Below are 24,030 nucleotides of genomic sequence, written 5' to 3'. Positions count from 1 at the left end.
GCGGCATGATCCTCGGCATCGGCACCGATCTCGCGAATATCGAGAGGATCGAGCGCACGCTCGAACGCTTCGGCGACCGTTTCCGCAACCGCGTCTTCACCGAAATCGAGCAGCGCAAGGCCGAGCGCCGCAAGGATGTGGCGGGCACCTATGCCAAACGGTGGGCGGCGAAAGAAGCCTGTTCCAAAGCGCTTGGGACCGGGTTGCGGATGGGCATCGCGTGGAAGGATATGGCGGTCACGAATCTGCCAACGGGACAGCCGGTGATGCAGGTCACGGGCTGGGCGGCGGACCGGCTTAAGGAAATGACACCAGAGGGTTACGAGGCCGTCATCCATGTGACGCTGACGGATGACCACCCCTGGGCGCAAGCCTTTGTCGTGATCGAGGCCCGCAAGCTTTCTTGACTCGGGCGCGAGGCCGCGTATTGAGGCCAAGGAATTTTGAGGCAGGGTAAGAGATAATGGCGAAGAACAAGGCCGAGGGCGGTATCCTCGACACGATCAAGACGATTGTCTGGGCACTGGTGATCGCGGGGGTGTTCCGCACGCTGTTCTTCCAGCCCTTCTGGATTCCCTCCGGCTCGATGAAGGACACGCTGCTGATCGGCGACTTCCTCTTCGTGAACAAGATGGCCTATGGCTATTCGCGCTATTCCTGCCCGTTCTCGGCCTGTCCCTTCGACGGGCGCCTGCTGGCCCGCGACCCCAAACGCGGCGACGTGGTGGTGTTCCGCCATCCGACGAAGAACGTCGATTTCATCAAGCGTCTGATCGGCCTGCCGGGCGACAAGATCCAGATGATCAACGGCGTGCTGCAGATCAACGGCAAAGCGGTCGAGATGAAGCCCGAGCCCGATTTCGAGGAAGTCATGCAACCGCAGGGTCCGCAGGGGCTGTTGCCGCGCTGCTCGAATTCGCCGGTCGGCATGGGCGATACCTGCATCAAGAAACGCTATGCCGAGACGCTGCCCAACGGCGTCACGCATGACATTCTGCAGATCAATAATGACGGTCCCGTGGACAACACGCCCGTCTACACCGTGCCCGAGGGCATGTATTTCTTCATGGGCGACAACCGCGACAATTCCGAGGACAGCCGCTTCCCGCAATCGGTGGGCGGTCTCGGCTTCGTCCCGAAAGAGAACCTGATCGGCCGGGCGGACCGGGTGATGTTCTCCTCGGCGGGTCGCTCGCTGTTCTACTTCTGGACCTGGCGTCCGGATCGGTTCTTCAAGGCGATCAATTGAAGCTGAGCGCGGAGATCAAGGCATTCGAGAAGCGCCTCGGGCACAAGTTCAAACGGCCCGAGCTGCTCGCGCGTGCGCTGACGCATAGCTCGATCTCCACGCCGACCCGGCCCGACAACCAGCGGCTGGAATTTCTGGGCGACCGCGTTCTGGGCCTCGTGATGGCCGAGGCGCTGTTCCTAGGTGACCGTGCCGCTTCCGAGGGGCAGATGGCGCCGCGCTTCAACGCGCTCGTGCGCAAGGAAGCCTGCGCCGATATCGCCCGCAAGATCGACCTTGGCGCGGTGCTCAAGCTCGGCCGATCCGAGATGATGACCGGCGGGCGGCGCAAGCTGGCGCTGCTGGGCGACGCGATGGAGGCGGTGATCGCCGCCGTCTATCTCGATGGCGGGTTCGAGGCGGCGAAGGAGCTGATCCTGCGGCTCTGGGAAGACCGGCTCGACAGCGTCGAGGAGGACGCCCGCGACCCGAAAACCGCGCTGCAGGAATGGGCGCAGGCACGCGGTCTGCCGCCACCGCGCTACGAGATCACCCATCGCGACGGTCCCGATCACGCCCCCAATTTCACCATCGAGGTGAGTCTGGAGAACGGCGCGCGCGAAACGGCCAAGGCCGGATCGAAGCGTCAGGGCGAGATGACGGCGGCGAAGACGCTGCTGAAACGTCTGGAAGACGACGCCGAGGGCTGAGATTTCGGTGGGACCGGGGCGACCAGCCCCGGGCCGCGCCCGACCCTCCCCATGGGAGGGCGCATTGGCGATGTCGGCGCGGGCATATCCGCCACTCAGGCTTGAAAGATAAACTGCCCGGCCACGAATGGGGCGAAGCGCCCACCTAAGGATCGGGCGCGGCCCTCGTCGCACAAGCCATATGACAAGATGACTGGCAACACGCGCCGTTATAAGCTACCCCGCGCCCCGTATCGCTTTCGCGTATCGCCAAAAAGGAATCCACATGACCACACGCGCCGGTTTCGTCGCCCTGATCGGAGAGCCCAATGCGGGCAAATCCACCCTGCTCAACGCGATGGTTGGCGCGAAGGTCTCGATCGTCACCCACAAGGTGCAGACCACCCGCGCCCGCATCCGTGGCGTCGCGATGGAAGGCCAGAGCCAGATCGTCTTCGTCGACACGCCCGGCATCTTCCGTCCGCGCCGTCGTCTGGACCGCGCAATGGTCAATGCCGCTTGGGGCGGGGCGGCCGATGCCGACATGATCGTCCTCCTGGTCGAGGCGCATCGCGGCCTCACCCCGGGTGTCGAAAGCATTCTCGAGGCCCTGCGCGGTCGCGAAGGCACGCAGCCGGTGGCGCTTGCGATCAACAAGATCGACAAGGTGAAATCCGAGGAGCTTCTGGGCCTGACCGCGAAGCTCAACGAAGCGTTCGAGTTCACCAAGACCTTCATGATTTCCGCAGAGCGTGGCTACGGCGTGCAGGATCTCAAGGAATGGCTTGCGGGTGAGATGCCCGAGGGGCCGTGGCTCTATCCGGAAGACCAGATCGCCGACCTGCCGATGCGCATGATCGCAGCCGAGATCACCCGCGAGAAGCTGACCCTGCGCCTGCACGAGGAACTGCCCTACCAGCTGACGGTCGAAACCGAGAGCTGGGAGGAGCGCAAGGACGGCTCCGCGCGGATCGATCAGGTGATCTATGTCGCCCGGGACGGCCACAAGGGGATCATCCTTGGCAAGGGCGGCGAGACGATCAAGGCGATTTCCAAGGCCGCGCGCGAGGAACTGATCGAGTTTCTCGACCGGCCCGTGCATCTGTTCCTGCAGGTGAAGGTGCGCCCGAACTGGCTCGAAGAGGCCGAGCGCTATTCCGAAATGGGTCTCGATTTCAAGGACTCGAAGTGATGGCCGAGGCGCGTCTGACCACGGATTTCTGGGTCCGCGCCTATCTCAAGCGGCTGGAGCTCGCGAATATTCCGGCCTATGTCACTGCGCATGGGCAGGCATCTTCCGGTGCCGTTCTGGTGAAATGTGCCCGCCTCGACGGGACCGCGCAAAGCTACGAGCGGCGCGCGGATCTGATGACCGGAGAGAGCGCGTGGATGCTGTTGCATGACGGGCCCGAGGCCGAGGTCGATGCCAGCATCCGCAAGCAGCGCAGTTTCGACCCCGACCTCTGGGTGATCGAGATCGAGAGCCGCGACGGGCAAACGTTGCTGGAAGAGGACGGCCTCAGCGGCTGATCCCGAGCCGGTTGAGACCGCGGCCCAAGGTGACGATCACCAGCCCGCCGATCCAGAAGGCGACGAGGAACTTCACGCACCACAGGCCCAGTCCGCCCCAGCCGAGCTTGTCGAGGTTGAGGAAGAAATACGGGTAGAACCCGGTTTCCAGCCCCCGGATCACCGCATAGACCAAATAGATCAGCGGCCAGGCCAGCCAGATCACTGCGTGATGGCTCGTCAGCCCACCTTTCGGCGCGAAGGCCAGCCACCAGACCGGAACGAGTATCGGGGCTGCGGAGTGATAAAGCAGGTTCGAGACGTAATCGAGCCCGTGCAACGGCGTGTCGCCAGCCAGAAGCAGGTGATAGACCACGCCGACGATCAGCATCCACAGCACCAGAGCGGCAAGGAACGGTTTGGCCAGCGCCCGCTTGCGCCATGCCATCCAGCCGAAGGCGAGCCCCGCCAGCGTATTCGTCCAGATCGTGAAATAGCGAAACATCAGCCACAGGATGCCCAGCGGCACGGCGGCCTGCGGATGTTCGGCCATGTTGTCGAGGAAGCTTGCGCCGAACGCCGTCAACTCGACGAGGGCGATCAGGGCGGCGAAAAGGGTCGAGGCGCGTGTCATGCGACAAACGCTAGTGCGGCGCGGGGCGTTTGCGCAACTCACGAAGCCGCTTGCGCCGCAACGTCACGGAAAGGATAGTCGCAGCCATGGACTGGCAAGACCTCGGCACGATCCTCTCGGCACGACCGCATGGCGAAAGCTCGATGATCGTCGAGCTGTTCACCTCGGCGCATGGGCGTCACGCGGGCGTGGTGCGCGGCGGGGCGTCGCGCAAGATGGCGGGAATTTTGCAGCCGGGAAACCGGGTGACGGCGACGTGGCGCGCGCGGCTGGAAGATCACCTTGGCAGTTATACGATCGAGCCGCTGCAAAGCCGCGCGGTGATCCTGTCGGACCGGCAGGCCTTGGCCGGGCTGAACGCGGCGACGGCGCTGCTGCGGTTCACGCTGCCCGAGCGCGAGGCGCATGACGCGCTGTTTCTGGCGTCCGAGGCGCTGTTCGACGCGATGGCCGAAGGCGGCGATTGGGTGCCGACCTATCTGCGCTGGGAGTTGGGGCTACTAGAGGAGATGGGCTACGGGCTCGACCTGTCGCGCTGCGCGGTGACCGGGTCGCGCGACGATCTCGCCTATGTCAGCCCGCGCTCGGGGCGTGCGGTGAGCCGTCAGGGGGCCGGGGAATGGGTGCCGAGACTGCTGCCGCTGCCGCTCTGCCTGCTGGGGCAGGGGCCCGCGAGCCTGGGCGAGATCGTGCAGGGGCTGCGGCTGACCGGGTTCTTCCTTGGCGAGCGGATGGCGCCGGATCTGGGAGACCGGCCCTTGCCCGAGGCGCGGCAACGGTTCGTGGATTTGCTGGGGCGGAACGTGCGGTAGCTCATGGAGCTTGGCGCGGGGCGACCAGCCCCGGACCGCGCCCGACCCTCCCCCCGGGGGGGCGCATTGGTGATGTCATCGCGGGCACATCCGGCATGCGGGCTTGCGAGATAAAACGCCAAGCCACTGGCGGAGCACAGCGCCCACCCAAGGGTCGGGCGCGCCCCTCACCTCAAGCTCAAGGCCGCTCGCGATCGTCCAGCAACAGCGTCAGCAGCGCCAGATCCAGCCAGCGCCCGAACTTCTTGCCAACCTGCGGCATCAGGCCAACCTGAGTGAAGCCCAGCCGCTCGTGCAGCCGGATCGACCCGTCGTTTGCGGCATCGATCGCGCCGACCATGACGTGAAACCCGCCCTCTTTGGCACGCTCGATCAGTGCCGCCATCAGCTTCGCACCCTTGCCGCCCGCGCGGTGGTCGCGATGGACATATACGGAATGCTCTACGCTCAGGTGATAGCCGTCATGGGGGCGGAACGGGCCGAAGCTCGCATAGCCTACGGCGCGCCCATCTTCCTCCCAGACTAGAACGGGATAACCCGCCGCCTGCCGATCCGCGATATAGGCGCGGCGGTTCTCGGGGCCGACTTCGATCTCGTTCCAGATCGCGGTCGTGTTGCGCACCGCGTCATTGTAAATCTCGGTGATCGCCTCTGCGTCTTCGGCCTTTGCGTCGCGGATCATCTGTGCCCCTCCAGTTCGTCGCGCCAGATTTGGCCGCGAAACCGGGCGAGCGCAACGCTATTTCTGCGCGATGAAATGTCCGGTGCGGCGCACGGCCTCGGCGGCGGGCACGAATTCCACGCCCAGATCGCGCGTTGCGGCCTCGTTGCTGAGCCGCATCGTCATCCCGAGCATCGGCTTGATCAGCGCGATCTGTTCGTCGAACAGCGCAAGGATCGAGACGATCCAGTTCGGCGCCTTCCGGGTCGGGATCTTGCGGTCGGGGAATTCGGCCTTCAGTACCTTCGCCATCTCTAGGAAGGACATGAAGCTTGCCGCACAGATATAGCGGCGACCGATGCTCTCGGGGCGGTCGAGCGCCGCGACATGGCAGGCGGCGACATCGGCCACATCGACCACCGGAATGTCGAACTCCGGCGCCATCGGGTCCTTGCCCGCCATCAACCGCTCGATCACCGCGACCGACGAGCCGGTACGGCGATCCATCGGCGTGCCGCAGACGAGGCCCGGATTGATCACCGTCAGCTGCATCTCGTGGTGATCCTCGATGAATTCCCACGCCGCTTCCTCGGCGAATATCTTCGAGCGCGTATAGGCGCTGCAGGTCGGCGCGCGCGGGTTCGACCAGTCGGCTTCCGTAATCAGGTCGGAGGTCACGCCATGCATCACCGCCTCCATCGAGGAGGTCTGGATCACGCGGGTCACGCCGGCGGCCTGCGCTGCGCTCAGCACCCGCTTGGTGCCCTCGACCGCGGGCTGGATCACCTCGGCCTCGTTCTTGGGGTTGCTGAGCGGGAAAGGGGAGGCGGTGTGGATCACGGCATCGACCCCGGTCATCGCCGCGTCCCAGCCCTCATCCGCCATCAGATCGGCCTCGACGAAGCTCAGCCGCTCCAGCGCCTCGGGGCCGAGGTCGCGAAGCGCCGCTTTCACCTCTTCGCCCCGGCTGGCCTTGCGCAGCGTGCCGCGCACCTTTTCGCCCTGCGTGAGCAGGTCATAGGCGATGCGTTTGGCGATGAAACCGGTGATGCCGGTGACCAGAATTGTGCGGGCCATTCGCGCCTCTCTGCTTTGAACTCTTTCGTTCAGCTTGCGAGGGCTGCGGGCGGGAGTCAAACGAGAACGGGGCGATGCGAGGATCGCCCGCATCGCCCCGTGTTTTCAGTGTGCCCCCGGCGCCGCGACGCGCGGCGCGTTCGTGCGTGAGAGGCTCAACTGGAGCCTCTCCGAGACGGCACTCACCCCAAAAGCCTGCGCGCAATCACCTGCGCCTGAATCTCGGCGGCACCCTCGAAGATGTTCAGGATGCGCGCATCGCAGAGGATACGGCTGATCTGGTATTCCAGCGCGAAGCCGTTGCCGCCATGGATCTGCAGCGCGTTGTCGGCAGCGGCCCACGCCACCCGCGCACCGAGCAGTTTCGCCATGCCAGCTTCCAGATCGCAGCGATGGCCCTGATCTTTTTCCCAGGCCGAGAAATAGGTCAGCTGGCGGGCGATCATCGTCTCCACCGCCATCATCGCGAGTTTCGAGGATACGCGCGGGAATTCGATCAGCGACTTGCCGAATTGCTTGCGGTCGATCGCGTATTGCATCCCGATCTCCAGCGCCGATTGCGCCACGCCCACGGCGCGGGCGGCGGTCTGGATGCGGGCGGATTCGAAGGTCTCCATGAGCTGCTTGAAGCCTTTGCCCTCTTCGCCGCCCAGAAGGTTCTCGCCCTTCACGCGGAAATTGTCGAAACCGAGCTCGTATTCCTTCATCCCGCGATAGCCGAGCACTTCGATCTCGCCGCCGGTCATTCCCTCGGTGGGGAAGGGGTTGTCGTCGGTGCCCGGCGTCTTCTCGGCCAGGAACATCGACAGGCCTTTGTAATTGTCGGTAGCCGGGTCGGTGCGCGCGAGCAGCGTCATCACATGGGTGCGCTGTGCATGGGTGATCCAGGTCTTGTTGCCGGTAATCAGCCAGTCATCGCCATCCTTGACCGCGCGGGTGCGCAACGAGCCCAGATCCGAGCCGGTATTGGGTTCGGTGAAAACGGCGGTGGACAGGATCTCGCCAGAGGACAGGCCCGGAAGCCATTTCTGCTTCTGCTCCTCGGTGCCGCCGCAGATGATCAGCTCTGCCGCGATCTCGGAACGCGTGCCGAGCGAGCCGACACCGATATAGCCGCGCGAAAGCTCCTCGGTCACGACGACCATCGAGGCTTTCGACAGGCCGAGCCCGCCATATTCCTCGGGGATGGTCAGGCCGAAGACGCCCAGTTCGGCGAGTTCCTCGATGATTTCCATCGGGATCAACTCGTCCTTGAGGTGCCATTCATGCGCGTTCGGCTTCACGCGATCTTCGGCGTAGCGGTAGAACTGCTCGCGGATCATCTCGAGATCTTCATCAAGACCGGACTGCCCGAAGATCGAGCGCCCCTGAACGTCGCGCATCAGTTCCACGAGGCGCATTCGGGCGGCGTTGGAATTGCCCGCGGCGATCAATTTCGCGGCCGCGTCCGAGGGCGTCCAGCTGACGCCCATATCGGTCAGGCGCACCATCTCGCCCTGGTTCATCTGGATGCCGCCCGCGATCTGCGCGAGATATTCGCCGAAACCGATCTGCAGGATCAGTTGCTCCATTTCGCCCAGCTTGCCGTCCTCGGTCAGGCGCGCCGCCCAGCCGTGCAGCTGTTTGAGCGCCTGCTGATAGGTCGTCAGCCATGCAAGGCCGTGGGCGCGATACTGGTTCGCTTCGAGCGCGGCGCCGGAAATGCGACCGTCTCTCTCCGTCGCGTTGCGCAGGCTTGCGGTCGCGTCGGAGACCAGCGTCTCCAGCTCGGGCAGGCTCGCTTCCGCAAGGCTCAGGAGGTCATCCAGAATGATCGTCGTCGGCATATCGGCCCCGTCATGTGCCATGAGTCGGCTCCTTATTCTGCAGTTGCAGCCTGTGTAGATACTTCGCAACCGCAGCGCAATAAAAATTCGCCAGCGGCGACAATTGCGACGGATAATGTCGCGGAGATTGTCGGCGCGGTCGTGTATCCCCCTGACTTCACGTCGCTTCCCGGCTGTATCCCACCGCGTAACCCGATAGAAGCGATGCGGGACACGAAGGGGAGTGCGCATGTTCGGGATGGAAGTTTGGCAGATATTCGCGGCGCTTGGCGTCACGCTTTTCGCGGGTTTCGTGAAAGGCGCGGTCGGCTTCGCGATGCCGATGATCATGCTGTCGAGCTTTGCGTCGTTCCTGCCTCCGCATCAGGCGCTGGCGCTTCTGATCCTGCCGACGCTGGTGACCAACGTGATGCAGGCTTTCCGTCAGGGGGTCGGCGCGGCGGTGGGCTCGATCAAGAATTACCGACTGTTCATCGCGATGATCATCATCTTCATCCCGATCAGCGCGACCCTCGTCGATGTAATCCCGCAGCCGCTGATGTATGCGCTTCTGGGGGCGCCGATCCTCGGCTTCTCGATCTGGCAGATCTCGGGACGGCAAATTCCGATGCCCACGCGCCATCGCGCGGTGACCGAGACGGGCTTGGGCGTGATCGCGGGACTCTATGGTGGGATTTCCGGCATCTGGGGGCCGCCGCTGATCATCTACCTGATCTCGATCGACGCGCCGAAACAGGAAGCGGTGCGCATCCTCGGCGTCGTCTTCCTGACCGGGGCGATCATCCTGACCGGCTCGCATCTGGTCTCGGGCGTGCTGAACGCGCAGACCATACCGCTGTCGCTGTTGATGATCCTGCCCGCGCTGGCGGGGATGAAACTGGGCTTCAAGGCGCAGGACCAGCTCGATCCGGTGCGGTTCCGGTGGTGGACGCTGATCTTGTTGGGCGTGGCCGGACTGAACCTGCTGCGCCGCGCGCTGATGGGTTAAGCCACGAAGGGGCGCAGCCCCTGACGGCGGGCGGAGGCCAGCGTCTTCGCCTCATAGCCCGAGACGATCTTGCGCACCGGCTTGCGATGGAGCGGTAGCCCGCCTTCGCGGACTAGCCCCGCAAAGGCCGTGGTCGCCGCCAGAAGCGGTTGCCGGGCGAGCCGCCCGATATGCAGGCTCTCCAGCTTGCAGCCATCCGCCATCAGCAGGTGATGACCGCCCAGCAACAGCCCGTGCCACTCCAGCACGCCGGGGCAATCGGGTTGCAGCGCGGCGCAGCCATCGGCCAGCGACCGCGCCTCGATCAGCACCTCGTCCTCGCCGAAGATGAAATCTACCGACGGCCCGCTCAGCGCCACGCGGTGTTGGGGCATGACCCAGAGGTCCTGACGCGCCGAGAAGACCGGCGCACAGAGTTTCACCGGACGCAGGTGCCCGATCGCAGGCAGGCTGACCCGGCCCGACCAGAGGACCGGCTGCGGTCCGGCATCGATGGTCTCGACCAGGTCGCCCGCGCGCAGCCGCGCGGCAGGCACCACGCCCTCCGGCGTCTGGATTGGGGTCGCGGGGGCGAAGCAGCCCGCCGGTCCCATCGGTTGCAGATGATCGCCAAGCGCCAGCCAATCGACGCGCGGCCCGATCCGCGCGGGCCCCGCCGGATCGAGCAGGGCCGCGGCCTCGTCACGGGTCAGCGGCAGTGGCGCCACGCCGGCCTGCTGTCGGATCGTGCGCTGGTCGAGCGCCTCCAGCGTCAGCAGGCTCTCGCGTCCCGGCCCGTCCCAGCGCCAAATGAGCCGCATCCGCCCGCCGGTCAGCCGCTCCTGCGTGGCGTCGATGGAGATCGCATGGACCGCCGCGCCGCGCCGCTGCGCCAGCACGATCCGCCCGTCGACATCGAGATTGAGCGAGAGGAAATTCCGCCAGCCTTCGCGCTGATGCAGATGGATCAACGGCAGGGGCGATTGCTCGCCGCGCATCAGTGTGAATTCGAGCATCAGGCTGCCCCGTGCGAGCAACTCCGGCAGTCTGCGCTCGTCGAACATGACCGCGCCGCGATGCGCGATCTGCGCACCGATCCAGCCCTGTTGCGCCCTCATCTGCGACGCTCCGAATGCTGCCTTGATCCCATGCCTGTCTCCGCGCCCGGGGAAGCCGACACGGAAAACGCACGCCGCCCGAGAGGGCCGCGCGTCGGTCTGCTGCGTCTGAATCCGGGCTTTGCCCTGCTCGATACGCCCGATTTCGGGCTTTTACTTTTGACATATCATGGCACCGTGACCTGCCATTGGGTAGTCCCTGTCTCTGCGTCACATGCTCCCGGTGGCGGGCCTGCAACAGCCATTGCCCCTAGGGCTTCGGCACTCTAAGCCTGTAGCGCTGAAAAGGAGTGCCCATGACGACCGACCCCATCCGCCTGAGCGCCGATCTGATCCGCTGCCCCTCTGTGACCCCGGAGGAGGGCGGCGCGCTGGTCTTGCTCGAAGAGCTGCTGAGCGGGGCGGGCTTCACCTGCACGCGCGTCGATCGCAACGGCACGCCGAACCTCTACGCGCGCTGGGGCGCGAAGGGGGCGGCGAAGAGCTTCGGCTTCAACGGACACACGGATGTCGTGCCGGTGGGCGATGCCGCCGCCTGGACGCACGATCCCTTCGGCGCCGAGATCGTCGATGGTGTGATGTGGGGGCGGGGCGCGACCGACATGAAGACCGCCGTGGCGGCCTTTGCCGCGGCAGCGGTCGATTTCGTGACCGAGAGGCCGCCCGAAGGCGCGGTGATCCTCGCCATCACCGGCGACGAAGAAGGGCCGGGGCGCGACGGCACGCGGGCGCTTCTGGATTGGATGAAGGCCGAGGGCGAGGCGATGTCGGTCTGCCTCGTGGGCGAGCCGACCTGCCCGAACGAGATGGGCGAGATGATGAAGATCGGGCGGCGTGGCTCGCTCAGCTTCTATATCGAGGCCGAGGGCGTGCAGGGCCATGCCGCCTATCCGCATCGCGCGAAGAACCCGCTGCATGCGCTGGTCGATCTGCTGGGCCGGATGACCGCAGAGCCGCTCGATAACGGGACCGATCATTTCCAGCCCTCGAGCCTGCAGATCACCACCATCGATTGCGGCAACCCGGCCAATAACGTGATCCCGGCCAAGGCGCGCGCGACCGTGAATATCCGCTTCAACGACGCCCATACCGGCGAGGGGCTGATCGCCTGGGCCGAGGCCATGGCCTACGAGATCGCCGCCGAGACCGGCATCCGCATCGCGCTCAACCCCGACATCTCGGGCGAAAGCTTCGTTACGCCGCCCGGACCTTTCGTCGACCTCGTCGCGAAATCGGTCGAGGCGGAAACGGGCCGCGCGCCGGAGCTGTCCACCTCGGGCGGCACCTCGGATGCGCGCTTCGTGAAGGATCACTGCCCGGTCGTGGAATTCGGCCTCGTCGGCGCGACAATGCATCAGGTGGACGAACGTGTCCCGCTCGATCAGATCGAAACCCTCACGCGCATCTATGCCCGCATATTGAAAGACTATTTCGCATGATCAAGATCGAGCCGGTCACCGATTACACGCCCTGCCACGCGCTGCGCCGGGCCGTGTTCATCGAAGAACAGGGCATCCCGGAGCCCGAGGAATGGGACGATCTCGACGATCAGGCCATCCATCTGCTGGCCACGGACAACGGCACGCCGCTCGGCACCGCGCGGCTGATCCGCAAGGGTGAGACCGGCAAGATCGGTCGCATCTGCGTGGCGAAATCCGCGCGCGGCACCGGGCTTGGCGCGGCGCTGGTGCGCGAGGCCTGCGCGCGGTTCGAGGAGATGGGCTGTACCCGCGCCTATCTCTCGGCCCAGAGCTACGCGATCCCGTTCTATGAAAAGCTCGGCTTCGTGCCCTATGGCGCGGATTACGACGACGCGGGCATCCCGCATCGCGATATGGAAAAGCCGCTCTGAGCGTCCTCTTGGCGAAAATATCCCGGAGGGCGCGTCGGCGCGGGGGCAGAGCCTCGTCCGCCTGGGCCCTGCGCGCCTGCGCGCGGGGGCCGCGCCCCTCGACACCCACGAATAGCGTTCCACTCTTTGAGTGACGCCCCTCACGCCCCATGTTAGGCAAACCCATGAGCAAACCCGCCCCCATCCCCTCGCGCCAGCAGATCCTCGACTGGCTGAACGACAACCCCGACCAAGGGGCCAAGCGCGACATCGCGCGGGCTTTCGGTGTGAAAGGGCAGGCGAAGATCGAGCTGAAGCGCATTCTCAAGGACATGGCCGACGAAGGCCTGATCGAGAAGCGCCGCCGCAACTTCCGCGACCCCAATGTGCTGCCGCCGGTGTCGGTACTGCGGGTAATGCGCGAGGATAGCCAGGGCGATCAATGGGCCGAACCTGCGGAATGGAGTGGCGAGGGGCCTGCGCCCTTGGTTCTCTTCGTTCCGAAGGACGGCGATCCTACGCTGGCCGAGGGCGACCGTATCCTCGGTCGCCTGACCCCGGTCGAGGATGAGGATTACGGCTACGAGGCGCGGCTGATCCGCAAGATCGGCCAGGCCTCGCATCGCATCGTCGGCATCTTCCGCAAGAATGCCGAGGGCGGGCGGATCATGCCGATCGACAAGGGGGTCGGCAACGAATGGCAGGTGCCGGCGGCGGTCACGCAGGGCGCCAAGGATGGCGAGCTGGTCGAGGCTGAACAGACCGGGCCGCGCGGCCGCATGGGCCTGCCCAAGGCGCGCGTGATCGAGGTGCTGGGCGATCCCTCCGCGCCGAAGGCGGTCTCGCTCATCGCGATCCATCAGCATGGCATCCCCGACGATTTTCCCGATGCGGTCGTGGCCGAGGCCGATGCCGCCGAGCCTGCGCCTCTGGGCGAGCGCGAAGACCTGCGCAAGCTGTCTTTCGTCACGATCGACCCGGCGGATGCCCGCGACCGCGACGACGCCGTACTGGTGATCCGCGATGAGGATCCGAAGAACGAGGGCGGCTTCCTGATCTGGGTGGCGATTGCCGATGTGGCGCATTACGTTACGCCGGGCTCCGAGCTGGACCGCGAGGCGCGCAAGCGCGGCAACTCCACCTATTTCCCCGACCGCGTCGTACCGATGCTGCCGGATCGTCTGTCGGGCGATCTGTGCTCGCTGCACGAGAACGTGGACCGTGCGGTATTGGCGGTGCGGATGAAGATCGACGCGCAAGGGCGGAAGGTTTCGCATCGCTTCACGCGCGGGATGATCCGTTCGGTCGGCTCGCTCGAATACGGGCAGGTGCAATCCGCGCGCGACGGCAACCCGGACGAGAAGACCGAGGATATGGTCGAGGAGATCATCGACCCGATCTACGAGGCTTACGAGGCGCTCAAGCATGCTCGTGCGATCCGTCAGCCGCTGGAACTGGACCTGCCCGAGCGGCAGATCGTGATCGGTGACGATGGCCATGTCGCCTCGATCCGGTTCAAGGAACGGCTCGATGCGCATAAGCTGATCGAGGAGTTCATGGTGCTGGCCAACGTGGCCGCCGCCGAGGAACTGGAGAAGTTGCGCCGTCCGCTGCTGTATCGTGTCCACGAAGAACCCAGCCTCGAGAAGATCGAGAGCCTGCGTGAAGTGGCGCAGGCGTCGGGCTTCACGCTGGCGAAGGGGCAGGTGCTGCAGACCGCGCATCTGAACAACCTGCTGAGCCAGTCCGAGGGCTCCGAGTTCGACGAGTTGATCAACATTTCGACGTTGCGCTCGATGACACAGGCCTATTACGCGCCGACGAATTATGGCCATTTCGGCCTCGCGTTGCGGTCCTACGCGCATTTCACCTCGCCGATCCGGCGCTATTCCGACCTGATCGTGCACCGCGCGCTGATCCTCGGCCATGGCTGGGGCAAGGACGGGCTGAGCGCGTGGGATATCGAGAACCTCGAGGACACGGCAAAGCAGATTTCCGATACCGAGCGCCGTTCGATGGTGGCCGAACGCGACACGACCGACCGCTATCTGGCCGCTTACCTGTCGGACCGCGTGGGCAGCGAGTTCACCGGCCGCATTTCGGGCGTGCAGAAATTCGGCGCTTTCGTAAAGCTCGACGAGACCGGCGCGGACGGGCTGATCCCGATCCGCGAGATCGGGCGCGAGTTCTTCCATTTCGATCGCGAGGCGCAGGAGCTGGTGGGCTCCGATACCGGCATGGTTATCACGATCGGGCAGCGGGTCCGGGTGCGGCTGTCGGAGGCCGTGCCGATCACCGGCGGGCTGATGCTGGAGCTGCTGGAAGTCGAAGGGCAGGGGGTGCCCTCGGGCGACGGCAAGCGCCGCAAAGGACGTCGTCCCGGCACCCGCCCGCCGCGCAAAGGGCCCGGCAAGGGACCGCGCAAACCGGCCCGCGACGCTGCCAAGAAGAAGGCGGTCGCGCGCAAGGTGAAACGCACGCGCAAGAGCTGAGGTCTTAGAGCATCCACTCGATCGGCAGACGCTGCGCCACCCACAGGAAGATGCGATGCGAGAAGGGCACGCCCGGCTCGCGCTTGCGGACGCCGTGACCGGGCCGCGACCAGCGCAATTGCTGCGCACGGGTCAGGCGCAGCCGCCATGCGCGGGTGGGGATGAACTCCTTGAACGTCTCGGAGATCTCGCTCGCGATCTCGGGCGCAGCGATCACGATCCCCAACTCGGTATTCAAACGCATCGAGCGCGGATCGAAGTTGAACGAGCCGATGAAAACCCGCGCGCGATCCACCGCGAAGACCTTGGCGTGAAGCTTGTTGCGCGAAAACGGCGAGGTCCCGCGAATGTCGGAGCCAAGCAGCCGTTCGCGCCGGTTACGCTCGTTCGGGCGGCGATCTTCGGCATCGGCGGCGTATTCGTAAAGCTCGATCCCGGCACGCAACAACCCTTTGCGACGATGGGCATAGCCCGAATGCACGAGCGCCACATCGGTTGCGGCATAGGAGTTCGTCAGCACCTTGATCTTCGCCCCCGATTTCGCGATCCGCTTGAGATAGCGCACGCCGGTCCGCGTCGGCACGAGATAGGGCGTGATCAGCACCAGTTCCTGCAGCGGCTGGCCGAGGGCACGCACCAGATATTGCCAGAGCAGCTTGCGCCCCTGCAAAAGCCCGTGAATCTTCGACGGGTGGTCGTAGATCAGCTGCGCCTCGGCGAAGATCACCGGCGCCTTGCCCGACAGCAGCCGAGAGAGCCGGTCGGGATGCCGCAGGTCCGCGGCATAGCGCTTCGCCTCTGGCTCGGAGAGACGAACCTCCTCATTCTTGATGATGTCTTCGGCTTCCGCTGCCTTGCAGCCACCCAGCATTTTCTCCGCCGGGATCGCGGGCGGGGCGTTCCAGTAAAGGTCGAACTGCTTTCCGATCTGCGCCAGAACGGGCCCTGCGACGGCAACGTCGAGATCCATGTAGAGCCCGCTCTCGGAGAGGCTGTTGAAGTAGTCGTCGCCGATATTGCGCCCGCCGAGGATCGCCATCCTTCCATCCGCGATCATCGCCTTGTTGTGCATCCGGCGGTTCAGACGACGAAAATCGGAGAGGTAGCCGAGAACCCGCGCGGTCCGGATCGGGAAGGGGTTGAAGAGGCGCACCTCGACATTGGGCAATTCGTCGAGCGCGGCCAGCGTACGGTCCATCCCGGCGGTGCCGTTGTCGTCGATCAGAAGCCGGACATGGACTCCGCGTCCGGCCGCCCTGCGCAGCGCGCCGAGCATGATCGCGCCCGCAGTATCGTTCTGCCAGATGTAATATTGAAGATCGAGAGAGACCTCCGCCGCTTCGATGAGTTCCAGTCGCGCCGCAAGCGCATCGAGCGGATCGGCGAGCAGCTGGACCGCGTTTTTCGTTTCGAGCCCCGCAAGTCGGTCCTGCAGCGCGGTGGCAAAGCGGCCGGTTTCGGGGGCGATCTGCATCTTCGACTCGGGGAAGGGCCCTTTCGGTCGCCGATGCGACAGCCTCGCGACGATCAGAGTCAGGCCGGCCAGGGCGATGAGGCCAGCGAGCAGGGCGAAGCCCAGAATATGAAGCAGTTCCAGTTTCATGGCTGGCATCATGTAGGCGGTTCAAGGGTTTAGGAAAGTGGGCTTCGCGCATGAAAAAGGCCGGCGTGATCGCCGGCCCCTTTAAATATTTCGTGTTCCCGGTTCAGCGCATCAACCGATCGCGGCGGCTTTCACATCGTCGTCGATGTAGGGCACGTATTGCGCGAAATTGTCCGAGAACATCTCGACCAGTTTCTGCGCCTGCGCGTCATAGGCGGCCTTGTCGTCCCAGGTGCGGCGCGGATCGAGGAGCACGTCCGAGACGTTCGGGACCGAGACCGGAACCTCGAAGCCGAAGTTGGGATCCTTGCGGAACTGCACGTTGTGGAGCGAGCCGTCGAGCGCGGCTTTCAGAAGCGCACGGGTCGCCCGGATCGGCATCCGCGAGCCGGTGCCGAAGGCGCCGCCGGTCCAGCCGGTATTGACCAACCAGCAGGATGCGCCAACGTCGCGGATCTTCTCCTGCAGCAGCTTGCCGTAGACCTCGGGGCGGCGCGGCATGAACGGCGCGCCGAAGCAGGTCGAGAAGGTCGGGATCGGCTCGACCACGCCCACCTCGGTGCCCGGCGTCTTCGAGGTGAAGCCCGACAGGAAGTGATACATTGCCTGCGCCGGGGTCAGTCGCGCGATCGGCGGCAGCACACCGAACGCGTCGCAGGTCAGCATGATCACGTTCTTGGGCTGGCCCGCCATCGCGGTATCCGAGGCGTTCGGAATGTAATGCAGCGGATAGGCGCAGCGCATGTTGTCGGTGATCGAGTTGTCGTTGAAGTCCAGCTCCAGCGTCTCCTCGTCGAAGACCATGTTCTCGATGACCGTGCCGAACATCGAGCACGTATCGTAGATCTCCGGCTCCGCCTCTTTCGAGAGGTTGATCGTCTTGGCGTAGCAACCGCCCTCGAAGTTGAAGATGCCGTTGTCGGACCAGCCATGTTCGTCATCGCCCACGAGGATGCGCGAGGGGTCGGCCGAGAGCGTCGTCTTGCCCGTGCCCGAGAGGCCGAAGAAGACCGCCGCGTCGTCGGGATCGTCGATCGCGTGGTTGGCCGAGCAGTGCATCGCCATGACGCCTTCGCCGGGCAGAATGTAGTTGAGAAGGGTGAAAACGCCCTTCTTGTTCTCGCCCGCGTAGGCGGTGTTGCCGATCAGGATCGTCTTCTTGTCGAAGTTCAGCGCGATCACGGTTTCCGAGCGGCAGCCGTGCTTCGCGGGGTCGGCCTTGAAGCTGGGGCAATTGATGATCGTCCATTCCGGATCGAACGCGTCGAGCTCCTCGCGCTCGGGGCGGCGCAGCATGGTGCGCAGGAACAGGCCGTGCCATGCAAGCTCGGCCACCAGGCGCACGTCGAGACGGTGCTCCGGATCGGCGCCGCCGAAGAGGTCCTCGACGAAGTAATCCTTGCCCTTCATGTGCTCCAGCATGTCGGCGTGGAGGCGATCAAAGGCGTCGGGCTCCATCGGGGTGTTGTTCTCCCACCAGATGGTGTCCTCGACGGAGGTGGTGCGCACGACGAACTTGTCTTTGGGCGACCGGCCAGTGTGCTTGCCGGTCGTGCAGTAGAAGGCGCCGCCCTTGCCGAGTATGCCTTCGTCGCGCTTGATCGCTTCTTGGATCAGCGCCGGTTCCAGCAGGTTGTAATAGACATTCCCGAGACCTTCGATGCCTTGATCTTCCAGTCGTTTCGCGGGGTTAACGCGTCCAATGTCCATCTGATGCTCCCGATGCCGTCGCGCGGCGTTCACAGGGTTATTCCCGGCGCGTCGGGGCCTCGAAGCGCCGATCCAAGCAACAATCTTACCCGGATGGATCGCCTATAGCATGACATTTTTGCAATGGAACAGAATGGTAGGGTGCAGTTAGCGCAACCATCCGGAGGTTTAGCGCAATCACGGCGAAATGTCGCGGAAAGGTGAGGCAAATTAGTCAAAGGTTGGGAAATTCTGGCTCTATTGATTCGCGAAAACTTGGTGATTCGCAGCTTTTTGTTGATTTGAAGGCAGTGAACGCGGAATATGTGCGTAAACGCGGAATAAGTGCGTAATAACTATAAAGTAGCAGTGAAGGGGTATTCCGACATGTCGAGAATCGCGCTGGTCGATGACGACCGCAATATTCTGACCTCGGTCTCGATGACGCTCGAGGCGGAAGGTTACGATGTCGAAACGTATAACGATGGACAGGCTGCATTCGACGCGTTTACCAAACGCCTCCCCGACATGGCGGTTCTGGATATAAAGATGCCGCGGATGGACGGCATGGAGCTGCTTCAGCGGCTCCGGCAGAAGACCGCGATGCCGGTGATCTTTCTGACCTCCAAGGACGATGAGATCGACGAGGTTCTTGGTCTTCGCATGGGTGCGGACGACTACGTCAAGAAGCCGTTCTCGCAGCGTCTTCTGGTCGAACGCATCCGCGCGCTGCTGCGCCGGCAGGAAGCGATCTCGACCGGCGAGGTCGCCTCGACCGAAGACACCAAGGTGATGGTGCGCGGCTCGCTCGAGATGGATCCGCTGCGCCACGCGGTGACCTGGAAGGGCAAGGATGTCACGCTGACCGTGACCGAATTCCTGCTGCTTCAGGCGTTGGCCCAACGGCCCGGTTTCGTGAAGTCGCGCGATCAGCTTATGGACGTGGCCTACGACGATCAGGTCTATGTCGACGACCGCACGATCGACAGCCACATCAAGCGCCTGCGCAAGAAGATGCGCAGCGTCGACGATGATTTCTCGGCGATCGAGACACTCTACGGCATCGGGTACCGGTATAACGAAGAGTGATCCCACGTCGATGAGTATTGCCGGGAAGATCGGATTGGCTCGAAAGCGCTCCTCAAACTTCGCCCGTCGCGCGCCGGAAACGGATGTCGTGCTCGGCGAGGATTGGGTCGGCCCAGCCGATATCGTCGATGACGATCTGCGCAAGGGGCGGGCGCGGCGGTCCATGTTCTCGCTCAACCGCTCGCCGCTGGCGCGCAAGATCATCACCTTCAACCTGTTGGCGATGATCGTGCTGGTGACAGGCGTGCTTTACCTCAATCCGTTTCGCGACAGCCTCGTGCTGCAACGCGAAAGCGGGCTCGTGAACGAGGCGCAACTGGCTGCCGACGTGTTCGAGGCGCAGCTGCCCGCGGGTGCTCCGGTCAATCTGGCGGCGGGCGACGGGCTCGATCCGCTTGCGACGATCCGCGGGATGGAGCTGCCCGAGGGCGCCGATCTCTACCTGTTCGACCCAAGTGCTGCATTGCTCGGCACGACGACCACGGGCGACCGCGCGCCGGTCGAAGAGGTCGATGGGCTCAATTTCGACAAACGCTCGACCGTGCTCAGCGATTTTCTGGGCCAGATCTGGGACTCGGTCGCCGGCCTGTTCGAGCGGGGCGGCGGCACCGCAGCCGATAGCGCGCTCGATATGGTGCGCGATCTGGTGCCCTCCGCGCTGGAAGGGCGCACGAAGATCTCGTCTCAGAAGAACGCGGCGGGCTCGACAATATTCGCCGTCGCCACGCCGATCCGGCAGGGGGATCGCGTCGTTGGCGTCGTGGGCCTGATCTCGGTCGCGGGGCAGATCGATGCGCTGGTCCGCGTCGAGCGCGAGCAGGTGCTGCAGATGTTCGTGATCGCGATCATCGTCTCGATCGGCCTGTCGCTGGTGCTGGCCTCGACCATCGCAAATCCGCTCTCCGATCTCGCGGCGGCGGCCGAAATCGGGCGCGACAAGAATGCGCGCAAGATGGCGCCCGCCCGGGTGCGCATCCCCGACCTCACCGCCCGACCCGACGAGATCGGGCGGCTGTCGGGCGCAATGCGCGGCATGGTCGGCGCGCTATACGAACGCATCGACGCGAACGAACAATTCGCCGCCGACGTCGCCCATGAAATCAAGAATCCGCTGGCCAGCCTGCGCTCTGCCGTGGCCTCGCTGCATATGGTCAAGAAGGACGAACAGCGCACGCGTCTTCTCGAAGTCATCGATCACGACGTGCGCAGACTGGATCGTCTGGTGAGTGACATCTCCAATGCGTCGCGGCTCGATTCCGAGCTGGTGAAGGAAGAGGAAGAGCAGTTCGACCTGATCAAGATGGTGTCGAACCTCAGCGAGTTCCTCGGTCAGCAGGCGCGCGAGAAGGGTGTCGACTTCATCACCGATCTGCCGTCGCAGTCCGTGATCATCTCGGGGCTGGAAGCGCGTCTGGCCCAGGTATTCGTGAACCTGATCACCAATGCGACCTCGTTCTGCGAAGAGGGGGACGCGGTGCGGGTCTGGGCACGCCAGCGCGACAACCGCGTGCTGGTCGTGGTCGAGGATACCGGGCCGGGCATTCCCGAAGAGGCGCTCACCAAAGTGTTCAAGCGCTTCTACTCGGAACGTCCCGAGGGGCAGTTCGGCGACCATTCCGGTCTCGGCCTTGCGATCTCCAAGCAGATCGTCGAAGCGCATGGCGGCGTGATCTGGGCCGAGAATATCCGCCCGACTGATGCCGACCGGACCTCCGATCCTCTGGGCGCGCGTTTCGTCGTGGGCCTGCCGGTAAGCTGAATGACCGGGTCGGACGACCTCTCGACCAATCTCCATGCCAGTGCCGTCGCGCTCGACCCCGAGCGCGGCGTTCTCATTCGCGGCGCGTCGGGCAGCGGCAAGTCTCTCCTCGCGCTGCGGTTGATGGCGCTGGGGGCGTCGCTCGTAGCCGACGACCGGGTTGACCTGCGGGCCGAGAACGGGGAGCTGATCGCCAGCGCGCCGGAGATGATCGCGGGCCGGATTGAGGCGCGCGGCGTCGGTATCCTGAGGGCCGATCCCCTGTCGCATGCCCGCATCATCCTGCTCGTCGACCTCGACCGGGAAGAGACCGCGCGCCTCCCAACCTGTCGAAAAGACAGTATGTTGGGGGTCAGTCTGCCCCTTGTGCTGCGCGTGCAGCATCGTCATCTTGATGTGGCAATCCTGCAATGGCTGAAAGGGGGCCGATGGGCGTGACCCGATCCGATCCGGTATGGGCACAGGCTGGCCAGCGCGTCGTGCTGGTGACCGGCCCCTCAGGTGCGGGCCGCACCACCGCAATCGGCGCCCTGGAAGACCTGGGCTACGAGCCGATCGTCAACCTGCCGCTGAATCTCGTACCGCGCCTTCTCAAGGGCCATCTGACCGGCCCGGTCGCGCTTGGCGTCGATGTGCGCGGGCGCGATTTCTCGGCTGCGGCGCTGATCGAACTGGTCGATATGCTGACCAAACGGCCGGATCTGGATCTCGACTTGCTCTATCTCGACGCGCGTCCCGAGGTGCTCGAACGGCGCTATTCGGAGACCCGCCGCCGTCATCCGCTTTCGCCCGAGGAAGACCCCGGCGCCGGTATCGCGCAGGAGATGGATCTTCTCTCGCCGATCCGGATGCGCGCCGATGTCCTGATCGATACCTCCGAGATGAGCCCGCATGATCTGCGCGCCGAGGTCGGGCGTTTCTTCGACACGGGCCGCACCGAGCCGCTCTCGGTCACAGTGAATTCCTTCAGCTATAAGCGCGGGGTGCAGCGCGGGCTCGATCTGATGTTCGATTGCCGCTTCCTCGCCAATCCCCATTGGGAACCGGGGTTGCGCGCGCGCGACGGGCGCGACGCGGTGGTCGCGGAGTATGTCGCCGCCGATCCCCGCTTTGCCGAGTTCCACCAGCGCGTTCTCGATCTGCTTCTGTTCCTGCTCCCCGCCTATGTCGCGGAGGGCAAGGCCTATCTCTCGGTCGGCTTCGGGTGTACCGGGGGGCAACACCGCTCGGTCGCAATGACCGAGAGCATCGCCAAAGCGCTTGCGGAAGCAGGGTGGCGCGTGTCTAAACGTCATAGGGAATTGGAGCGTCTCGGCCATGCCGAGAACGAAGAAACGAAGGTGAGGTCGGGCGCGTGATCGGTATCGTGATCGTGGCACATGGTGGTCTGGCGCGCGAATATCTCGCCGCTATAGAGCATGTCGTGGGCCCGCAGCGCGGCATTCGTGCCATCACGATCGAGGATGATCACGACCGCGCGGGCAAGCAGGCGGAGATTCGCGCCGCCGCCGATGCGGTCGATGACGGCACGGGTGTCGTGGTTGTGACCGACATGTTCGGCGGCTCGCCTTCCAACTTGTCGCTGATGGCCTGCGAGGCGCGCGACCGCGAAATCATCTACGGCGCGAACCTGCCGCTTCTGATCAAACTGGCGAAATCGCGCAGCCTCGCCGTGCATGCCGCGGTCGAGGCCGCGCTCGATGCCGGGCGCAAATACATCAACAGTTACAACGCCCAAGCGGGAGTGGTGAAATGTCCGTGACCCGCGAATTGGAGATCGTGAACGAGAAAGGCCTGCATGCGCGCGCCTCCGCCCGTTTCGTCGAGGTTGTCGAGGATCACGACGCCCGCGCCACGGTGGCGAAGGACGGCCAGTCGGTCTCGGGCGACTCGATCATGGGGCTTTTGATGTTGGCAGCTTCGCGTGGAACCACTATTGAAGTGACGACAAGCGGGGCCGAAGCCGAAAAGCTCGCCGATGCGCTTCAGGCATTGGTGGCCGACAAATTCGGCGAAGGTATGTGACGCGCTCCGCACCCAGCGAGGGGGTTCGACCAATGAACCAAGAGAGCGACATCGCAATCGAAGCCGCGCAAGCCGTATCGAAGCCGTATGATAAGCGTCGCCTGTCCTATGCGGGAACGTTTTCCAACCCGTTCAAGGTCGGCACGATCCGCACTCTGGAATGGATGACGGCGAAGGCGCAGCTTCTGCACCTGATCCGCAAGTTCGAGAAGCGCGGCGCCCCGGTCGGGGCCGAGTTCTGGCCGCAAGCGCTCGACGTGATGGGGATCGAGGTCACGACGCCACCTGAACAGATCGCCCATATCCCGAAGGAGGGGCCGTTGGTCGTTGTCGCCAACCACCCGCATGGGCTGGTGGACGGGATGGTGCTGGCCTACCTGATCGGCCAAGTGCGCGACGATTTCCTGATCCTTACCCGCTCGCTGCTGACCGGGATTCCCGAGGTCGAGCAATACATGCTGCCCGTGCCCTTCCCGCACGAGCCCAATGCCCGCGAAGACAGTCTCAAGATGCGCGCAGCGTGCATGGCGCAGCTCAAGCGCGGTGGCGTTGTGGTGCTGTTCCCTGCGGGGCAGGTTGCCCATTCCGAGACGCTGATGGGCCCGGTGATCGAGCAGGAATGGAATCCGTTCACCGCGAAGATGCTCGCCCGGTCGAACGCCTCGGTGCTGCCGATCCACTTCCCGGGGCAGAATTCGCGCGCCTATCAGATCGCCAACAAGCTGAGCGCGACGGTGCGTCAGGGGCTTCTGCTGTACGAGATCAAACGCGCGCTGAACAAGCCGCAGAACCCCGCGATCGGCCCGGCAAAGCGGCCCGAAGAGATTGCCGAGGCCCTGAAGAACCCGCGCAAGTTCCTTGCGGATCTGCGGGCGGAAACGCTGGCGCTGTAAGACGGCTGACGGCGAGGGCTCTGTCCCCGCGGTTCCGCCGTTCCCCGGGATATTCGACCCATTTGGAAAGAAAAACGCCCGACTTTGCCTCTTAGATCAGAGCTAGCCGGGCGCTTCCAACTGCGCGG

Annotated in this window: 24 protein-coding genes; 17 read left to right on the top strand and 7 right to left on the bottom strand. The window is 64.5% G+C overall.

The genetic code is table 11. The features are described from left to right. Positions 1-5: 5 nt before the first annotated feature. The 5 genes from acpS to B6V75_RS17260 all read left to right on the top strand — a co-directional run bounded on the left by acpS (position 6) and on the right by B6V75_RS17260 (position 3,447). Positions 6-407 carry a holo-ACP synthase gene (acpS, locus tag B6V75_RS17280; protein WP_075776848.1) on the top strand — a complete coding sequence of 134 codons (402 nt, stop codon included), beginning with the start codon at positions 6-8 and terminating at the stop codon, positions 405-407. Between the two features lie 53 nt (positions 408-460). Then, complete coding sequence (gene lepB, locus B6V75_RS17275) at positions 461-1,249, top strand: signal peptidase I (protein WP_075776849.1); 789 nt, start codon at positions 461-463, stop codon at positions 1,247-1,249. After that, entirely contained in the window at positions 1,246-1,938 is a 693-nt protein-coding gene (gene rnc / locus B6V75_RS17270; protein ID WP_075776850.1) for a ribonuclease III, read from the top strand. The genes lepB and rnc overlap by 4 nt, the downstream gene beginning before the upstream one ends. Positions 1,939-2,203: 265 nt before the next feature. Next, entirely contained in the window at positions 2,204-3,109 is a 906-nt protein-coding gene (era, locus tag B6V75_RS17265) for a GTPase Era (RefSeq protein ID WP_088720510.1), read from the top strand. Further along, positions 3,109-3,447, top strand: a complete 339-nt coding sequence (locus B6V75_RS17260; RefSeq protein ID WP_075776852.1) for a DUF1491 family protein — start codon at positions 3,109-3,111, stop codon at positions 3,445-3,447. Before era ends, B6V75_RS17260 begins: the two co-directional genes overlap by 1 nt. Here B6V75_RS17260 and B6V75_RS17255 read toward each other — a convergent pair. Continuing rightward, positions 3,437-4,060, bottom strand: coding sequence for a Pr6Pr family membrane protein (locus B6V75_RS17255; protein ID WP_088720509.1), 624 nt, complete (start codon positions 4,058-4,060; stop codon positions 3,437-3,439). The two genes, B6V75_RS17260 and B6V75_RS17255, sit on opposite strands and share 11 nt — an antisense overlap. Positions 4,061-4,146: 86 nt before the next feature. On the opposite strand from B6V75_RS17255, the gene recO reads away from it, so the two are divergent. Then, positions 4,147-4,872: a DNA repair protein RecO gene (recO, locus tag B6V75_RS17250; protein WP_088720508.1), complete on the top strand. Its 726-nt coding sequence runs from the start codon at positions 4,147-4,149 to the stop codon at positions 4,870-4,872. Positions 4,873-5,050: 178 nt separating this feature from the next. Here recO and B6V75_RS17245 read toward each other — a convergent pair whose 3' ends face one another. The 3 genes from B6V75_RS17245 to B6V75_RS17235 form a co-directional block, all read right to left on the bottom strand. Further along, entirely contained in the window at positions 5,051-5,554 is a 504-nt protein-coding gene (locus tag B6V75_RS17245; protein ID WP_075776855.1) for a GNAT family N-acetyltransferase, read from the bottom strand. Positions 5,555-5,611: 57 nt separating this feature from the next. Continuing rightward, entirely contained in the window at positions 5,612-6,610 is a 999-nt protein-coding gene (locus B6V75_RS17240) for an aldehyde reductase (protein WP_168174508.1), read from the bottom strand. A 182-nt stretch (positions 6,611-6,792) separates the two neighbouring features. Continuing rightward, positions 6,793-8,457 (bottom strand): acyl-CoA dehydrogenase family protein, encoded by a 1,665-nt coding sequence (locus tag B6V75_RS17235; protein WP_088720506.1) that lies wholly within the window; start codon positions 8,455-8,457, stop codon positions 6,793-6,795. 208 nt (positions 8,458-8,665) lie between these two features. On the opposite strand from B6V75_RS17235, the gene B6V75_RS17230 reads away from it, so the two are divergent. Further along, positions 8,666-9,424 (top strand): sulfite exporter TauE/SafE family protein, encoded by a 759-nt coding sequence (locus B6V75_RS17230; RefSeq protein ID WP_088720505.1) that lies wholly within the window; start codon positions 8,666-8,668, stop codon positions 9,422-9,424. Here B6V75_RS17230 and B6V75_RS17225 read toward each other — a convergent pair. Further along, on the bottom strand, positions 9,421-10,521 hold the full coding sequence (locus B6V75_RS17225) for a Hint domain-containing protein (protein ID WP_088720504.1): 1,101 nt from the start codon (positions 10,519-10,521) through the stop codon (positions 9,421-9,423). The two genes, B6V75_RS17230 and B6V75_RS17225, sit on opposite strands and share 4 nt — an antisense overlap. A gap of 296 nt (positions 10,522-10,817) precedes the next feature. On the opposite strand from B6V75_RS17225, the gene dapE reads away from it, so the two are divergent. The 3 genes from dapE (at position 10,818) to rnr (ending at position 14,844) form a co-directional block, all read left to right on the top strand. Continuing rightward, positions 10,818-11,960, top strand: coding sequence for a succinyl-diaminopimelate desuccinylase (dapE, locus tag B6V75_RS17220; protein ID WP_088720503.1), 1,143 nt, complete (start codon positions 10,818-10,820; stop codon positions 11,958-11,960). Next, positions 11,957-12,373, top strand: coding sequence for a GNAT family N-acetyltransferase (locus B6V75_RS17215; RefSeq protein WP_088720502.1), 417 nt, complete (start codon positions 11,957-11,959; stop codon positions 12,371-12,373). Before dapE ends, B6V75_RS17215 begins: the two co-directional genes overlap by 4 nt. 164 nt (positions 12,374-12,537) lie before the next feature. Beyond that, entirely contained in the window at positions 12,538-14,844 is a 2,307-nt protein-coding gene (rnr, locus tag B6V75_RS17210; RefSeq protein ID WP_088720501.1) for a ribonuclease R, read from the top strand. 4 nt (positions 14,845-14,848) lie between these two features. Here rnr and B6V75_RS17205 read toward each other — a convergent pair whose 3' ends face one another. Both B6V75_RS17205 and B6V75_RS17200 read right to left on the bottom strand, forming a co-directional pair. Continuing rightward, positions 14,849-16,447, bottom strand: coding sequence for a phospholipase D family protein (locus B6V75_RS17205; RefSeq protein WP_168174507.1), 1,599 nt, complete (start codon positions 16,445-16,447; stop codon positions 14,849-14,851). A 111-nt stretch (positions 16,448-16,558) separates the two neighbouring features. Continuing rightward, entirely contained in the window at positions 16,559-18,157 is a 1,599-nt protein-coding gene (locus B6V75_RS17200; RefSeq protein ID WP_088720499.1) for a phosphoenolpyruvate carboxykinase, read from the bottom strand. A gap of 366 nt (positions 18,158-18,523) precedes the next feature. Here B6V75_RS17200 and B6V75_RS17195 point away from each other — a divergent pair, with 366 nt between their 5' ends. The 7 genes from B6V75_RS17195 to B6V75_RS17165 are packed head-to-tail and all read left to right on the top strand — an operon-like array spanning position 18,524 to position 23,902. Next, positions 18,524-19,225 (top strand): response regulator transcription factor, encoded by a 702-nt coding sequence (locus B6V75_RS17195; protein ID WP_075776864.1) that lies wholly within the window; start codon positions 18,524-18,526, stop codon positions 19,223-19,225. A gap of 10 nt (positions 19,226-19,235) precedes the next feature. Further along, positions 19,236-20,984: a sensor histidine kinase gene (locus B6V75_RS17190; RefSeq protein ID WP_088720498.1), complete on the top strand. Its 1,749-nt coding sequence runs from the start codon at positions 19,236-19,238 to the stop codon at positions 20,982-20,984. Further along, positions 20,985-21,422, top strand: a complete 438-nt coding sequence (locus B6V75_RS17185; protein WP_075776865.1) for a serine kinase — start codon at positions 20,985-20,987, stop codon at positions 21,420-21,422. After that, positions 21,413-22,342: an RNase adapter RapZ gene (gene rapZ / locus B6V75_RS17180; RefSeq protein ID WP_088720497.1), complete on the top strand. Its 930-nt coding sequence runs from the start codon at positions 21,413-21,415 to the stop codon at positions 22,340-22,342. Before B6V75_RS17185 ends, rapZ begins: the two co-directional genes overlap by 10 nt. Continuing rightward, positions 22,339-22,746: a PTS fructose transporter subunit IIA gene (locus B6V75_RS17175; protein WP_075776867.1), complete on the top strand. Its 408-nt coding sequence runs from the start codon at positions 22,339-22,341 to the stop codon at positions 22,744-22,746. The genes rapZ and B6V75_RS17175 overlap by 4 nt, the downstream gene beginning before the upstream one ends. After that, a complete protein-coding gene (locus tag B6V75_RS17170; RefSeq protein ID WP_075776868.1) occupies positions 22,737-23,009 on the top strand; it encodes an HPr family phosphocarrier protein in 273 nt (90 codons plus the stop codon). Before B6V75_RS17175 ends, B6V75_RS17170 begins: the two co-directional genes overlap by 10 nt. Positions 23,010-23,041: 32 nt before the next feature. Beyond that, positions 23,042-23,902 carry a lysophospholipid acyltransferase family protein gene (locus B6V75_RS17165; protein WP_088720496.1) on the top strand — a complete coding sequence of 287 codons (861 nt, stop codon included), beginning with the start codon at positions 23,042-23,044 and terminating at the stop codon, positions 23,900-23,902. Positions 23,903-24,030: the final 128 nt, after the last annotated feature.

Origin of the sequence: Thioclava sp. F1Mire-8 (assembly GCF_002213165.1) — a bacterium.
GTDB lineage: Bacteria > Pseudomonadota > Alphaproteobacteria > Rhodobacterales > Rhodobacteraceae > Thioclava > Thioclava nitratireducens.
The sequence above is the reverse complement of the archived record's forward strand: the minus strand, read 5'-3'. Positions and strand labels throughout refer to the sequence as shown.

What these genes read in the sequence shown, in the direction of transcription:
- B6V75_RS17190 (WP_088720498.1), top strand. Translation starts at nt 19,236, where the DNA reads ATGAGTATTGCCGGGAAGATCGGATTGGCTCGAAAGCGCTCCTCAAAC.
- B6V75_RS17260 (WP_075776852.1), top strand. Translation starts at nt 3,109, where the DNA reads ATGGCCGAGGCGCGTCTGACCACGGATTTCTGGGTCCGCGCCTATCTC.
- B6V75_RS17255 (WP_088720509.1), bottom strand. Translation starts at nt 4,060, where the DNA reads ATGACACGCGCCTCGACCCTTTTCGCCGCCCTGATCGCCCTCGTCGAG.
- B6V75_RS17230 (WP_088720505.1), top strand. Translation starts at nt 8,666, where the DNA reads ATGTTCGGGATGGAAGTTTGGCAGATATTCGCGGCGCTTGGCGTCACG.
- B6V75_RS17240 (WP_168174508.1), bottom strand. Translation starts at nt 6,610, where the DNA reads ATGGCCCGCACAATTCTGGTCACCGGCATCACCGGTTTCATCGCCAAA.
- rapZ (WP_088720497.1), top strand. Translation starts at nt 21,413, where the DNA reads ATGGGCGTGACCCGATCCGATCCGGTATGGGCACAGGCTGGCCAGCGC.
- B6V75_RS17245 (WP_075776855.1), bottom strand. Translation starts at nt 5,554, where the DNA reads ATGATCCGCGACGCAAAGGCCGAAGACGCAGAGGCGATCACCGAGATT.
- B6V75_RS17195 (WP_075776864.1), top strand. Translation starts at nt 18,524, where the DNA reads ATGTCGAGAATCGCGCTGGTCGATGACGACCGCAATATTCTGACCTCG.
- B6V75_RS17225 (WP_088720504.1), bottom strand. Translation starts at nt 10,521, where the DNA reads ATGAGGGCGCAACAGGGCTGGATCGGTGCGCAGATCGCGCATCGCGGC.
- B6V75_RS17200 (WP_088720499.1), bottom strand. Translation starts at nt 18,157, where the DNA reads ATGGACATTGGACGCGTTAACCCCGCGAAACGACTGGAAGATCAAGGC.
- acpS (WP_075776848.1), top strand. Translation starts at nt 6, where the DNA reads ATGATCCTCGGCATCGGCACCGATCTCGCGAATATCGAGAGGATCGAG.
- B6V75_RS17215 (WP_088720502.1), top strand. Translation starts at nt 11,957, where the DNA reads ATGATCAAGATCGAGCCGGTCACCGATTACACGCCCTGCCACGCGCTG.
- B6V75_RS17170 (WP_075776868.1), top strand. Translation starts at nt 22,737, where the DNA reads ATGTCCGTGACCCGCGAATTGGAGATCGTGAACGAGAAAGGCCTGCAT.
- rnr (WP_088720501.1), top strand. Translation starts at nt 12,538, where the DNA reads ATGAGCAAACCCGCCCCCATCCCCTCGCGCCAGCAGATCCTCGACTGG.
- B6V75_RS17205 (WP_168174507.1), bottom strand. Translation starts at nt 16,447, where the DNA reads ATGAAACTGGAACTGCTTCATATTCTGGGCTTCGCCCTGCTCGCTGGC.
- recO (WP_088720508.1), top strand. Translation starts at nt 4,147, where the DNA reads ATGGACTGGCAAGACCTCGGCACGATCCTCTCGGCACGACCGCATGGC.
- B6V75_RS17235 (WP_088720506.1), bottom strand. Translation starts at nt 8,457, where the DNA reads ATGGCACATGACGGGGCCGATATGCCGACGACGATCATTCTGGATGAC.
- era (WP_088720510.1), top strand. Translation starts at nt 2,204, where the DNA reads ATGACCACACGCGCCGGTTTCGTCGCCCTGATCGGAGAGCCCAATGCG.
- B6V75_RS17165 (WP_088720496.1), top strand. Translation starts at nt 23,042, where the DNA reads ATGAACCAAGAGAGCGACATCGCAATCGAAGCCGCGCAAGCCGTATCG.
- B6V75_RS17185 (WP_075776865.1), top strand. Translation starts at nt 20,985, where the DNA reads ATGACCGGGTCGGACGACCTCTCGACCAATCTCCATGCCAGTGCCGTC.
- dapE (WP_088720503.1), top strand. Translation starts at nt 10,818, where the DNA reads ATGACGACCGACCCCATCCGCCTGAGCGCCGATCTGATCCGCTGCCCC.